The sequence below is a fragment of the Nostoc sp. C110 genome (genome assembly GCF_043099725.1).
In the GTDB taxonomy this organism is placed as follows: Bacteria; Cyanobacteriota; Cyanobacteriia; order Cyanobacteriales; family Nostocaceae; genus Nostoc; species Nostoc muscorum_A.
In genome coordinates, this window is record NZ_CP171148.1 from 630,807 (window position 1) to 645,561 (window position 14,755).

The 14,755-nt window shown below is 40.5% G+C and carries 10 protein-coding genes; 7 read left to right on the forward strand and 3 right to left on the reverse strand.

The features are described 5' to 3' along the window. Positions 1-294 precede the first annotated feature (294 nt). Positions 295-891, reverse strand: a complete 597-nt coding sequence (locus ACFFRD_RS08465) for a glyoxalase-like domain protein (RefSeq protein ID WP_114081453.1) — start codon at positions 889-891, stop codon at positions 295-297. A 197-nt stretch (positions 892-1,088) separates the two neighbouring features. On the opposite strand from ACFFRD_RS08465, the gene ACFFRD_RS08470 reads away from it, so the two are divergent. Together ACFFRD_RS08470 and ACFFRD_RS08475 are read left to right on the forward strand one after the other, a co-directional pair. Further along, positions 1,089-1,718 (forward strand): sigma-70 family RNA polymerase sigma factor, encoded by a 630-nt coding sequence (locus tag ACFFRD_RS08470; RefSeq protein WP_190934866.1) that lies wholly within the window; start codon positions 1,089-1,091, stop codon positions 1,716-1,718. A gap of 98 nt (positions 1,719-1,816) precedes the next feature. Continuing rightward, positions 1,817-2,890, forward strand: a complete 1,074-nt coding sequence (locus tag ACFFRD_RS08475) for a tetratricopeptide repeat protein (RefSeq protein WP_392481148.1) — start codon at positions 1,817-1,819, stop codon at positions 2,888-2,890. Positions 2,891-2,926: 36 nt separating this feature from the next. On the opposite strand, the gene ACFFRD_RS08480 is transcribed toward ACFFRD_RS08475, so the two are convergent. Both ACFFRD_RS08480 and ACFFRD_RS08485 read right to left on the reverse strand, forming a co-directional pair. Then, positions 2,927-3,661: a hypothetical protein gene (locus ACFFRD_RS08480; RefSeq protein WP_392483034.1), complete on the reverse strand. Its 735-nt coding sequence runs from the start codon at positions 3,659-3,661 to the stop codon at positions 2,927-2,929. A gap of 276 nt (positions 3,662-3,937) precedes the next feature. After that, the gene (locus ACFFRD_RS08485) at positions 3,938-5,422 is read right to left on the reverse strand and encodes a sensor histidine kinase (RefSeq protein ID WP_392481149.1); all 1,485 of its coding nucleotides are present in this window, start codon (positions 5,420-5,422) and stop codon (positions 3,938-3,940) included. A gap of 711 nt (positions 5,423-6,133) precedes the next feature. Between ACFFRD_RS08485 and ACFFRD_RS08490 the strand changes: the two genes are divergently transcribed. The 5 genes from ACFFRD_RS08490 to ACFFRD_RS08510 all read left to right on the forward strand — a co-directional run bounded on the left by ACFFRD_RS08490 (position 6,134) and on the right by ACFFRD_RS08510 (position 14,633). Further along, the gene (locus tag ACFFRD_RS08490) at positions 6,134-8,845 is read left to right on the forward strand and encodes a beta strand repeat-containing protein (protein WP_392481150.1); all 2,712 of its coding nucleotides are present in this window, start codon (positions 6,134-6,136) and stop codon (positions 8,843-8,845) included. Between the two features lie 153 nt (positions 8,846-8,998). Continuing rightward, a complete protein-coding gene (locus ACFFRD_RS08495) occupies positions 8,999-9,568 on the forward strand; it encodes a hypothetical protein (protein WP_392481151.1) in 570 nt (189 codons plus the stop codon). A gap of 231 nt (positions 9,569-9,799) precedes the next feature. Beyond that, on the forward strand, positions 9,800-10,363 hold the full coding sequence (locus ACFFRD_RS08500; protein WP_392481152.1) for a hypothetical protein: 564 nt from the start codon (positions 9,800-9,802) through the stop codon (positions 10,361-10,363). 66 nt (positions 10,364-10,429) lie between these two features. After that, positions 10,430-11,368 carry a molecular chaperone gene (locus ACFFRD_RS08505; RefSeq protein ID WP_392483035.1) on the forward strand — a complete coding sequence of 313 codons (939 nt, stop codon included), beginning with the start codon at positions 10,430-10,432 and terminating at the stop codon, positions 11,366-11,368. A 73-nt stretch (positions 11,369-11,441) separates the two neighbouring features. Then, positions 11,442-14,633 carry a carboxypeptidase regulatory-like domain-containing protein gene (locus ACFFRD_RS08510; RefSeq protein ID WP_392481153.1) on the forward strand — a complete coding sequence of 1,064 codons (3,192 nt, stop codon included), beginning with the start codon at positions 11,442-11,444 and terminating at the stop codon, positions 14,631-14,633. Positions 14,634-14,755 lie beyond the last annotated feature (122 nt).

The window sequence follows — 14,755 nt, forward strand, 5'->3', positions numbered from 1 at the left end:
GTCAGGATTGAATAAAACTGGAATTGATCAAAGCAGGGATAAAAGTGGAATCATTTTGTCAATAAGGTTCACAAATGAAACTAATCTCAGCAATATGTCTTATTGACAATAGATGAAAACAGAGCTTTAGACCGAACAACGATAATTCAAGGCTTTTGAGGATTTCTTATCCCGAGCTCAGGTTACAAACTTTAATTCATTTACGCCTAGCCACTTAAAAAAAGATTTTGTGGCGCAATGCCTACGATCGCAAGCTACGCACCACACAATCTAAAATAATCTAAAATCTAATGACTAATTCGCTACCTCAGCCACCTCAATCACGCGCCCTTCATAGTCTTTGACCAAAAAGTTCAGGGGCTTCTGGTTACGAATCTTGAATTTCAAACCGCGCGTTTCGACTCGCATTAAAATCATTTCCAAGCAGTCGTGGTCAAAGCAAACGTGGCGTTGCTGATTTTTGCTACCTAAACTCGCACCAGTAATAACGTGTAGCTGGGTGTTTTTCTTCAATTGATACCACAGCCCTTCGGTAGCATTATTCATCATTTTGCTTGACAAACTTGGCCCTGTAGACATGTATAGCGGATCAATCCCAGTTGCGCCTATAGTTTGTTCGTAGTTGTAGTAATAGTGCAAGGGCACCTCAGCTGCGGGCAAATCTAGCAGCCCTTCATACAACTGTCGGGCAATCTCCAAATCTGACACCATGACAGTGTGTACTTTTGGGGCGCTGGTGAGGAACATCCACATCGCGCCAGCGTAAGCTGCTAGCAGCATTACCATAATGCCTTGGGTAGAAAACAGGCTATCCAAGGGCAAGGAAGGGAGAAAGGAGCCTAAAGTAAGGGGACTGAGGAGGAACGACATCGCACTAACTGCTATAACCATGAACAAATAAGGATTCTATAGGGGAGTCGATTTTATAATTGTCGATTAAGACTAAAATTAAGTCCTTGTTTCTAGTTTATCAATAACTCAAGTTGTCTGAGTCTCGGCTACAAACTGGGCAACACCAAGATATTATGCGATTAACTACGGGAGTGCAATTCCCAAAATTATTTTAACAACTATCAACTCAAAGACTTGTGCAAATTCCTCATTTTCCTGAAGCTAATCATCCTCTGGTAAAGTCGCTATTTCATCACAGTGACCATGAACTACTGACTTTGTTTCAGCGCCATCCAGATGCTGGAAAGTATTTTACGGTGATTTTTTGCCGTTATAGCCCCATAGTGTATACCTTAATTCGGCATTCGGCGCGATCGCCTGTGCAAGCAGATTATCTGTTTGCCCTCACCTGGCGACATATCTATTACGAACTCGGTGGACTAAATTTAACCAGCCCTGAATCAGGTGAGCCAGCCTTAACCATGCAAAATTGGTTAATTAATATGACAGCTTTCTGTATTAACGAAATTAAGCTACCACCCACAGAAGCAATTCATTATTCTCTGCAAGCGACTTCACCACCGTTATGGTGCTATGTACAACAGGCATTAGACCAACTACCCCCTGTTTTACGATTAATCGTGTTAATGTCTCAAACTTTCCACTGGAGCGAAACAAGAATCGCTGCCTATCTGCAAGCCGAAGGAGAAGCGATCGCTCCCAACGAAGTAGCCAATTTTCTTCAGGAAGGCTATCGTATGCTAGAGGACAAATTACCCACAGATATCCGCGCCATATACTTTGGGGAAGATTTAGCTCAATCCTAGCTTAAGTGTAAACGCGTATATTGTTTGTCTTCAATTTATAAACTTAAAACTTCTTCTTAGACCTTCTACTTAAACCCGCAACTTTACGGGTAATTTTTATGAAACAACGGCTTGTATTTCCAAGGCAATTAGTTTGTGTAGGTGTGATTTCTCGTCCCCAAGTGTTTTTACACAGCTTTTTACTGTTTACTTTTTTGCTGAGTCCTATCGCTGCTGGTGCGGTTGATATTACGCAACAACTCCACCGTCCTTTAAATAGTTCTGTTGGGCGACAATCAAGAGATGAAGCAGATAGCCTACTACGTATCGGTGAACAACAATATGCTTCAGGATATGCCGATAAAACAATTGCATCTTGCTTGCAGGCACTAGAACTATATCACTCAATTGGCGACCTAAAAGCACAAGGTCTGACTTACAATTTGCTTGCAAAGGCTTATATCCAGATTGATAGTCCAAAAGAGGCGGAAGACGCTTTACGACGAGGATTAGCGATCGCTCGTGATACGAAAGACTTCCAATCTCAAATTTTTGTGCTAAATAATATCGGTACATTTCTCCTGCAACAAGGAGAAGTTTCTGCTGCTGGTAAAACAGTTGAAGATGCACTCGCAATTGCTCACGGTGTCAAAAACATTGAAGGCGAAGGACTGTCTTTGAGCAATTTGGGTTTGGTAACTGCTAGGTTGGGAGATTACAACAAAGCGATTAAATTGTATGAAAATGCCTTAATTTTCCGCCGTCAGACTGGTGATGCCATCGGTGAAGCAAATACCCTGAATAATTTAGGTGATGCCTACCGAGCATCGGAAAATTATCAAGATACCATTGCTACCTATGGTGAAGCGATGCGGACAGCTAAAACCAACCGCGATCGCATTAATGAATTACGGGCAATTGACGGTTTAGTGAAAGCTCACTCTGCTATTGGACGCTACGAGAGAGCCTTTGATTTACTAGAGCAACGTTTAGCACTCGCTAAAGAATTGCAAAATTTGCGAGAAGAATTAAAATCTTTTGAGTCTTATGCTCAATTATATAAGCAACAAGGTAATTACCTCACTGCTCGTAATTTTTACGAAAGGGCGATTATACTGGCGCGGACATTGGAAGACAGTAAGCAAGAAGTGCAATTGCTAGATCAGCTAACTAAAATGCTTCAGCGAAAATAGGGGCATAAATCGCCCCTACTTTCGTACTTAATTTGATTAATTTAAGAAGACTGAACCGTTTCGCTCAATTCTCATAGCACTTCTACCCTGTGCTGCATTCGTGGCTTCGTTAAATCTAACTTCTAAGTTTCCTGGCTCTGAAGAAGCTTGTGGAGTCACTGTCAACTGTCCACCATCTTCTCGTTCAAATGTCACCGTTACTGGTGCCCTTAAACCTTGCAATATTACATTTGACTTACCTTGTAGCGATCGCGGTGCCGTATCGCCAATCACTTGGAAAGTTACATTAGCCGCAGTGTCATTTACCAACTTGATATTAACTGTACCATTTGCCAGTGCGATCGTCGCGCTGGGAGTTTGCCGTGGTTGTAGTTGTCGTGGTTGATCGGTCGAAACCGCCCCTGGTGAGGGCTGTTGAGTTTGATCTCCAGGGGCTGGGCGTGGTGGTGTGACACCTGTTTCTGGAGATTCACCGCCGACACCCAATCTTGTTTGCTCTTGTGATGGGTTAGCAGAGTTAGGAAGAAGCCCTTGAGCAGCTAGTCTTTGAGTTAGTGCATTCGGAGGACATCCTTGCGGTACCACAACCCGACTATTATGTGGTTCTTCGTAGAAAATTCTCGGACAGGGATTAATCTTCGGAGTAGATTCTTGTCCTACTGATTGTTGTGCTATTGCTTGAGGAATTACTGGCAGACTAATCATTAATCCACCACAAATAGCACCAAATAACTCAGCAGACTTACGAAAATTTGGCGACTTCATATTTATTATTGACTCCTGATCAAATTGAATTTTTCTTTATTTAAAAATTTTCAACCAGCAAATTTAATTAGTGGCTAATCTGTTATCTAAACACCTAGATTTTAACAATATAGTCAAGCTTTGTTCTCTAGCTAGAGGTTTAGAAATAATAGATTAGCAGACATAAATATCTCATTCTAAAGTTTCAAATTAATGGCTAAATCTGCAATGGTTGCCATAAAAATTAGTAAATAAATTCACTTATCTGCATCTGTCACAGGAAACAATTGTTGAATTTGCGATTTAAGACTCAAGAGTTATCGGTAAAGTCACAGTAAACGTTGTGCCAATGCCTTGGGTGCTTTCAACTTGAATATGACCCTGATGATGTTCGACAATAGCTTGAGCGATCGCTAATCCCAATCCTGAACCAGTAGCACTGGCTGTAGCTGTATTCCCTGTTGTATGAGTCCGTGCCGGATCTACCCGATAAAAGCGGTCAAACAAGCGTGGTAGTGCCTCTGCTGGGATTCCAACTCCGGTATCACTCACCTTAACTTGCAACTGGGCACTGGTGTAACGTAGTCCAGAAACTCGATTTATTCCCTCTACCCGCGCTAATTCAACTTTCACCCGTCCGCCAGATGGAGTGTAATGCAAGGCATTAGCAATTAAATTTGTGAATAGCCGTACCAGTTGATCCCAATTACCCACAAAGGTAAACCAATTTTCCAGTAATTCAGGGTTAGTTTCAGAGGCAGGAGGATCAACTAAGTCTAGAGAAAGGGCGATTTTTTTTTCAGGGACTAACAATTGTTGTTCTTCAACCACTTCCATCAGCAAGGCATCTAGCGGACAAGGTGAAAAAATATCTTTGCTAATCCCACTATCCTGTCGTGCTAAGAACAGTAAGTCATTGACTAATTTACCCAAACGCTGGGTTAAGCGTTCCACCACCTTTAACTGTTGCCGATACTGCAAAGAATTAGTCGTTTCTGTCTCTGCTAAATCCAAGTCAGCAAGGGCAACTTGCACATTTGTTTGAATTAAAGTAATCGGACTTCTAAGTTCGTGGGAAGCATCAGCAGTGAATTGTTTGAGGCGTTGATAAGATTCACCCACAGGTTCCATCGCTTTACCCGAAAGAAACCAGCCACTTGCCCCTACAGAAACCACCATTAAACCAATACCTAGCGCCAAATCAAAAATTAACTCACGACTCGGTTTAGTGACTTCAAACCAGGGATGACTAACACGCAGATATCCTAATACTTGCCGCCCTACTTCCACCCGTTGGGTAACTTGCCGTAATAACAATGCGGAATGGGGAGTAGGGAGTAGGGAGTTAGGAGTGAGGATATCATTTTTGCCTTTTTCTTTCTCCCCCTTAACTACGCGCACAGTTTCACCAGTGCGGTTCGCATGAATGGGAATATTTAGGGGTTCGGATAGCGTTGACCAAAGTAACTCACCAGTTGGACTAAACCATTCAAGGTCGATGTGGTCATCTTCTACGGTGTCGGCATTCTCAGGAAAACTGGCTTCTAGATTATTAATGCGAAATTTATCTGTATCAGCATTAACTGGCTCAAATATGAGCTTAGATGCACAGGGGCTTGTTGTGAGACAACGCTCCACTATTTCCACTACATGGTTAAGGGTATCGTCAATGCGCTCAATCAATGTACTGCGGACGTATAAATAAACGCCACTGGCAAATAGTAGTAGTAATACAGCAGTGACGGCAGTATACCAAAGAGCGAGACGGCGACGAGTAGCCTGGAACATATTGCAATACCGCGAAAAATGCTTTGGTTAAGCGATTTAGTAAAGAAAAACAGATATGGTATTATCGATTATTTCCCTTGAAAATACTCTTGGTCAGGATATAATCGGAAAATTTTATACTAAAATTCTCTAGAAAAATAATTTATTTTTTAACAATTAGCTTTAAAAAATTAAGTACTTTTACGCAGGCATCATCTTTTACCTAAGAGTTAAATTTTATTTGCAGTGAAGTTGGAAGGAGAAATGCAAAAGAACATTAAGAATTTCATAGCAACAAATAATACATAACTCTTTTCTGGATGAATTTATAAAGTTGTAACAAAATTACAATTGGCTACAAAAACTTTGAGCAACTTTGTAATGGCAATAACTTTCCTCATCTAGTACTTATTTCTCGCTGATATGAAGCAAGTTGACTGCTAACGAAAGACTAGAAAGATTCAGCAGTGTGTTTAAGACTTGAACCCTAGGTACAACAAATATCAGAATTTGAAATATTTAACATCAACTAATTCACATATAAACACTTAAATTCCGAAAGGAAAAACCATACTTCTGAATGGGTGCATAATCACGACACAGTTTAATAATTTGCCAGAAGTAACAAGAAATTTGTGGTTGATTAATAGCAATAAACTTGTATTAGTTGCAAAGCTATGAGTAATTTCAGCCAATACAAGTATTTACTTTATAAAAAATAATAGATAACTTATGCCAACTTATTCAGGATTCACCGATCCAGGAAGTACAACAGCCACAGCTTTAAATACTGCAACTTATATCGGTGGTTCTCTAACCAGTACAAGCAACACCTTTCAAGACTCTCTCAGCAGCCTTGATACAAACGATTACTATAAATTTACTCTTAGTAGTTCTAGTATAGTTACCTTAAGTCTAGATGGATTAGCAGCAAATAGTAATGCCAATTTAATCTTAACAGACAGTACTGGTTCAACCATTACTGCTCCTGGCTTGCCTGGTAATGCATCAGAAAATATACGTTTTACCCTTAATAACCAAGCTCCCAACACTTACTATGCCCGGATTTATTTAGTAACTGGGGCAGTTAGTACAACTTATAATCTCACTCTCTCAGCCGAAGCCATTCAAGATAGTGGCATCTCTGACAATACAATTGCACTGGCAAACACTAACAGAGATATTAGTGGATTTGTCAATGGTGGCAGCTACAGTGGAACTGATTTTGTAGCAAGTAGCGGCTTTGTTACAGATACTAGCGACTACTACAAATTCACCTTAAATAATAATGGCACTATTGGTATTAACCTCAATCCTTCAAGTGGGAATGCTGACATACAGTTGTTGAATAGCTCTGGACAATCTCTTCAACCTGCTGCCACTAGTACTCAAACAGGTACAAACCAAGATTCTATAAATCGTTCTTTAGCCGCAGGTAGTTACTATATCCAAGTCTATACAACCGCAGACTCGACTAACTATAATTTGCAGGTTAATTTTACCGCAGATGCCCCAGATCAAGGAGGAAACACTGTAGCAAATGCCACTGTTGTCAGTCTTCCTGCCACTATCTCAGATTTAGTCAACACTATTGATACTCAAGACTATTACAAGTTCACTCTCAACTCAACGGCCTTAGTTGATATTGGGTTCACATCACTCTCAGCAGACGCTAATTTAACACTGCAAGACCAAAATGGTAATAGCATTGTTCCAACCACTAACCAATCAGGAACAACCCTAGATACAATTCGCCGCAGCTTAAATCCTGGTACTTACAACATCTTGGTAACTCGTGGTGCTGGTACAGCAACAGCTAACTATACTCTAAGTGCGGTTGCACAAACCATAAACCCAGACCAAGCTGGTAACACTCAAGGGGCAGCCCAGAATTTAGGTACTTTAAACGGTTCTATTTCCCGCAGTGAGTTTGTGGGCAGCATAGATTCTGATGATTACTATAAGTTCAATCTTAATACCAGCAGTTCCTTTAATCTCAGCCTTTCTGGCTTGAGTGACAATGCAGATGTACGGCTATTCAACAGCGTTAATACACAAATAGCGATATCTAATCAAACCGGAAATAGCAACGAAACTATCAGCAATCTTTCCCTGAGTGCTGGTACATACTACATTCGGATCTATCCTTCTGGTTCAGCCGAAACCTTCTACAACTTGGGTATAACAGCAGAGCCACAAGCCCAACAACTGGAAATAAATCTTGGTCTTGGTAGTTCTGACCCTGATAACTTGACCACTTGGAATAACGCTTTGTACTTTACTGCCAATGATGGTACTACAGGTATTCAACTATGGAGGAGTAATGGAACTACAAACACCCGCATTACTAATGCTAATGGTTTTAATCCTGATGATCTGATTGTTTTCAATAACAAGTTATACTTCACTGCTACTAACAGCACTTTTGGTACAGAACTTTGGGAGTACAATGGCGCGTCTCTAACTAGGATTAGTGATATTAATCTGAATGCTGGCAGTTCTAACCCCAGTAATCTTACCGTCGTTGGTAACAAACTTTTCTTTGTAGCAGTTGATAGCAGCAATACCAAAAAGCTGTGGGTTTATAACAGCACAAGCGTCAGTTTAGTAGATATTAACCCCGGTTTCAGTAATTCTCAATCACCTACTTTCGTTGCTTTTAATAGCAAGCTCTTTTTCACAGCCAAAAACAACACTGAGCTTTGGTCAACTGATGGCACTATAGGTGGTACGCAAGTTATTAATGTCGGAGGAACTACTCAATCATATCCTGCACACTTTAGAGTAGTTGATAGTACACTCTACTTCACTGCCAGCAATGGTACAAGCGGTTTTGAGGTCTGGAAATACCAAAGTGGTACAACAGCTAGCTTGCTGAAAGATATTACACCTGGTAACAATGGGTTCGCGCCGACATATTTGACAGCTGTTGGTAACACTTTGTACTTTGTGACAGATAGCGATAATGACTTTAACTTGGAACTGTGGAAGAGTGATGGAACATCTAGCGGAACCGTCAACATCAGAACTAATGGACAAGCACCTAATGTTGGTTTAGGGTCTTTCTCTCTAACTGCTGTTGGTAATATTCTCTACTTTGTTGGCAACGACCCAGTAACTGGTCTAGAATTGTGGCGAACTGATGGCACAGATGCCAACACAGTAGTTGTCAAAGATATTTGGGCTGGCACAGATGGAAATAACCAGCCTAATAACAGTATTCCCACTAGTCTCGTTAATTTCAATGGCACCCTGGCTTTTGCTGCTTCTAATGGCAGTAACAGGGAGATGTGGTTCAGTGACGGCACAACTGCCAATACTCGTAAGGTTAGCAACATTAACGCTACAGGAAATGCTAACCCCGGCAGGCTGACTGTCGTTGGTACACAGCTGTTCTTCACCGCCAACAACGGGACTAACGGTACAGAATTGTACGTGCTTTAAACAGGAGGTGATTGCTCATAACAAAGTCCATATAAGAATAAGCCAAATTTAACTGGTTGCAGTTTCACTAAAATTTCAGCCATTTGTAGACAAACTATCGAGTCAACGAGATTTGCTAACGGTCAACACAAAAAATAGGGAATGTTTTCTAATATGAAGAACAAATTTTTAGCTCTTGCTGCTTTTAGTACTGCTATTCTAGGTGGTGCAATTCTTTCTGCCCCTGCTAACGCTCAGATTGCTCAAGGTACTGAAACAGAGACTATCAACGTTGATGTCACTGTCCCAGAAATTCTGTTTTTGAGAACTATCACAACTGCTACTGTACCCATTCTTCCAGCAGATTTAGTTGGTGGAGCAGGAGCAGCATTATTAACTGCAAATGGTAGTACTCCCGCAGCCTACACAGGTAGTGACCAATCTATTGGTAATACTCTTAGTACTACATCTCCCTTTACACTGGCCGCGGCACCTGTAACCAAAACTATTAGCAATGCCTATATCGTTTGGTCTAACAGTCCCACAGGAAACTATTCAGTCGGAATTACACCTGCTGGTTTTGCTGGTATTACAGTTGCTGTTAATCCTGCTTCAGTTGGCGTAAAACCTGCTCTAGGCTTAGTTCACGCTACTGGAAGTAACATTGATTTAGATGTCACATTAGCTGATACACAGGCGGGAACCTACTCAGGTACTTTGGTTGTTGATGCTTTCAGACCGTAACTAACCTTTCTCTGGGTGACAGAGGGAGGAGAAATCTGACTCAAACCTTGGCAAGCAAAAGACAGATTGCTCTCTTTCTGCTGACGTAACTCAGTAAACTAGTTAACTTTTTGAATATCTCCTCAATTCCCTAGAAACTGGGGGGATATCTACCATATTAAATCCATTAGCAACGAAACTCAGTAAAGATTTGACCTGTATACATGATTTGAATGTGAACGATTTAGCAATATGTCATGGCATCCAACTAAGAGTTGCAAACGTTACCTACTAAATTCCATAGCTGCCAGTATAGCTATGTTAGGGTATCCACCAACACCAACTGTGGCACAATTCATTCCTACAGTTGAACCCACAGAGATTTACCAGTTAGCGACTCCCCAAAGGCTGAGAATTCCTCCCATCTCACAGTCAGAAATTTCTGTGACTGCTAAAAGTGAGTCAGTGAGTAATCCAGGAGATTTATTAGCACCTCCCCAATTTAATACTTTGATTGTTCGGGAATTTCCTAATATTTGGCAGATGCGTGTTCCTGTAGACCAAGTGAACTTACTTTATGCCACTTATGAGATGAAAGCCGAAAATGGCAGGAGTAACGCAATTAGCAGTGAACAGCGTTCTAATTCTGCGGTTCAAGTTGTTGTAGAGCCATTGCCCATAATAGAAATTTCTCGCGATCCCAATAGTAATACAGCTTTGGTACAAGGCGGATTCAGATTAAAAATGGACATTTCTGGTACCCAAGTTGCGGGTCAATATGCTGGGGAATTAGCGGTAGTAGTAGATCGCCGTTAATTTATGTACTTGAATTTAAAAAATAATTGCTTTATGGTGTGCTTAAAAGTGAAGAATTTAATCCCGATCTTGCCAAAATCAATAAATATTGCCTTGGGTGTAATCGGAGCATTAGCTCTAAGTATACCTCCTGCAATGGCAATTAATGTTGGTGTGAGTCCACCCAGATTTCACATAGATATGAACAGTAACAAAACACGTTCTCAAGCTGTTCGTGTTTTAAACCTTGATTCTCAACCAGTTGAGCTTAAGGTTTATGTACAATCGTGGATGATGAATGAGGAAAATAAAGTGCAAATAGTTCCTCCTAAAGAGCAATCTTTAGAGCAGTGGATTGTTTTTACTCCTTCTAGATTTACAATTCCACCTGGCGGCTCACAAACTGTTCGTTTCGCCATCCGTCCTAGAGTTAAGCCCCAATCCGGGGAACATCGGGCAGTACTTTATTTTGAAGAAATACCTCGGACTACTTCAAAAACTAAAGGTGTAACTTTAATTGGCAAACTAGGAGTTGCAATATACGGTTATGTAGGAGATATCAAGAAAATTGGTGTCTTAAATTCTGTAAGCGTAAATACTAAACCCAATGCTCTCAATGCCGTATTTGATATTTCTAGCCAAGGTAACGCATACGTACAGATGCAAGGTCAATATGCTATTTGGCCGGCTGCAAAATATCCAGGTGCTGAGGCGACAAAACCCATAGCTAATTTAGAAAAACCAGAGGTCAAAAAGCCTGGGCCCTTAGTGGATGTAGGGTTTTTACCTACAACACCAATTTTACCTGATAGCCGTCGTAGAGTTTTGCTACCAATTACTAAAAACTTACCCCCTGGTAATTATGTCTTGGATATAAATGGGGAACTAAATGGTGTAGCGATTAAAAAAGGCATACCTTTTACAGTGCCCATTAATGCTCCATTGGCTAATAATATCAATACTCCAACTCAGCCTGCTTCTCAAAAATTAAGGAATTCTCTCAAAAATCCTCAGCATCGCAGATAAACTATTACACATTTAAATTGCGTTAATTGGTCTAGGTAAGATTCTCGCTCCACGAGTTGGATGGAATTTAAATGTGCAAATTGAATGTGTTTTAGCTTTTGTAAATGCAATAGCTAAAGCTTTACTAAATAAGTTTTTTATTTTCTCAGCAATGATTTGTAGCCGGGAAGTTTCTTCGGCTACCCATACAAATTTGTGTACTTCAGTTTATGCTCTACTTATGCTCTACCAACCTTCATTATCTCCTCCACCAATTACAATTATACAGTCAGAGAATGGTTCTTGTAAAACGCAGTCAGATACCCGCATTAGTCAAGAACATAAAATATTTGCCGGAGCAATTTCAACTCCTTCACCACCAGAAACATTACCACCTGAGTTTTCCACGGATAAATCACAGGATTCTTGCAAGGTAGATAATGAAAACATTACAGCTAGTAACATAACTACTGAAAATGCTTTAGATTCTGACACCAAGCAACTTAGTCAACAGGTTGTAGCTCAAAGTATCACACCCTCAGCAGCGTCTCAGCATTCAGCTATTCGTGACATCAAAAGTACTCTAAGAGATATCAGAAATGCTGCTCATAATCATGATGCAAAAAATTCGATGTCTCCTGACAAGGAACAGAAAATTAACAATACTATAGTTATTCCAAACTCTACTAGCAGTGATGTTTTAAAAAGCTCAACAGGTAAGAATAATCCTCCGGTAAATCCTCCTATTAATAATATCTTGGCCGAAGCTAAAAGTTTATTGTTGGGAGTATTCATTAATGGACAAGAAGTTGGAAGTTTAGAAGTTATTCCAGAGGAAGGAAAATTATTAATTCCACTGTCTGATTTTGCCCAAATTGCTGGATTTACGGTTGAGAATAGTGATGTCGGAAAAACCCAACTGAAAACACCTTTAGGTATAGTAACTGTTACAGAGTCAGACTTAAAAAAAATCAATGGTATCACCTATATTCGTGATACTTTTTTAAAAGAAAAATTACTTACCGAGATAGAGCTAAAAACTTCAGATTTAGCTTTGAATGTTGATTTACCTTGGCGCAGAGGCAGTGGAGAATCGAGCAATCAGGCAATTGACCTCAAGCCTGAAGTTAGACCTCCTAGCAGTGGTTTATCTAATTTCCGGCAAGAGTTAAATTATTACAGTAATTCTGGTAATACAAACTGGCGTAGTTCTTCTCTTTTGGGTGGTCGTTTAGGAGGTGGTGCGTGGCGGTTACGTTTAGAGAATGATTTTGTTAACCAGCCCCAACTAAGTGAATATTTTTACTTTAAACGCTCAGGGCGAATGCTTTATCAAATAGGTCGCCAACAAATTGGGTTAAATCCTTTAGCTACTAATCTCAATTTGACGGGATTGCAGATTGGTTATACTAATCTACCTACCGACAGGTTTAATACAGGTTATAGTGCTAATGAGCTTCTACCAAGACGTTCCCAACCTATACAAACATTTCGCGGTGTAGTTCCCCCAGCCAGTTTTGTTCAGTTAAGAGTTAGTGGCGTTGTGATTGCTCAACGGCAGGTAGGACTAAGTGGAGAATACGAATTTGCAGATGTCAATTTGCCTACTGGTCAAAGTAATGATATTGAACTGTTTGTATTTGACCGCAATAATTTCAGTGTACCTACAGAAATTCGTTCTTTAAGACTCAATGCTTCCGATTTATTGTTACCATCTGGCGGTAATGTGCAGCTAGCTGGAATAGGGTTAACTGGTAACTATATCCAAAATAATTTATTGGATGATTTTCCTTCGACTCAATCAGGTCAGCTCGCTGGATTTTATCAGATACGCCAAGGTATATCTGATAATTTAACATTGGAAAGCTCTGCACAATTATTACCTGATACGACACAAGTACAGGCAGGTTTTGCTTGGCGTTTGGCAAATCCTGTAATTTTATCAGCGAATGCTGGTACTTCTAACGGTGAGTTAGGTTATGCGGCTAATTTGGATATTCAGTTGGAGCGTTGGCAAATTTTAGGAGTTTCTGAATTATATCCAACAGGCTATTTTAGCAGCAGTAACGATCGCTTACGCGATCGCAAGAATAATGCTCTAGATGTCAGATATAAATTCAGTAACAACCTTAGTCTAGGCTTTATTGCCCGCAGTTACCAAAACCAAAGTGATTCGAGTAATTACATTCTGCCGACTTTTTCATTCCGCCCATTGTCTAACTTGTCTTTGAGAGGTACACCAGATTATTTTGGCAACTATTCATTCAACGCCTTCTACCAACCAACAAGAAATAGCAGACTATCTTTTAACTCTTTTGGTGATGTCTATTCAACAGATTTTGGCTATAACCTAAGCCGTGATTATCTAGTATCCTTCGGGACTGAATCGGGTGGTGATTTAGCAACTCGTTACACTTTGGGACTGAATTATAGCTCTCCTAGCCTTTATGGTTTGAGTTGGCGGTTAGGATTAGGATATAGAGATGGAGAAGTTGGGCCGGTTGTAGGTGCTAGTATGCGGATAGTGCCAGGATTATTCGCCTCAATTGATTATCAAGGCATCCCCTCTAGAAATAGAAACATTCTTGGTGGCATTGGGGACGATCGCCTGACCATATCCTTAGTATCAGATTTATCATTTGCTGGCGGTAGAGTGTCACCGGCTGAATATAGCTCAGTTACTAAAGACAGAGGAGCGATCGCTGGACGAATGGTTGTTCAAGGTGGCAGAAATGGTGCAGACCTTGGTGGCGGTACTATCAATGTTTACGATAACCGTGGTCGTAATGTGGGTGGAGCTAAAATAGACGCTCAAGGTAATTTCTTTGTTGGTAACTTGCGAGAAGGTGTCTATGTAATTGCACTAGACCCAGACGAATTACCAATTGAAGTTGCTGTGCATAAAACTTCTATAGTTGCGGAAGTAGCAGGTGCAGCTGTGACTCAATTAGATTTCCCCGTTAGATTAGAATATGGTATGGCAGGCAAAATTACTGATGTGGCAGGTCAGCCAATACCAAATGTGGAAGTAGAACTAGTTGATGCTCAAGGTAAACGAGTAGTGTCATCTGTGACTGATCAATTTGGTCTTTACCGCCTAGATGCTGTTCCCGTTGGTAACTATACATTGCGCGTTCCTGTTCAAGATGGCATCGCCAGCAGCAATACTTTACCAAAATTAGAAGTAGCAATTAATAAAGAGTTTATATACGACCAAAATCTGCAATTACCGATTGCCGCAGCCGCTAAGGAAACTCAGGAGAAAAAAGAAACTCAAGAAAAATAAGTTTTTAAGATTTTTCTAAAAGCGACAATTAGGGACAAACCGCTTCACTTGGATGCCCGATTTAATTTACCATGTGTATTGTTCTCCAACTGTGTGGGCTACATCTGGCTACCCTAAGATCG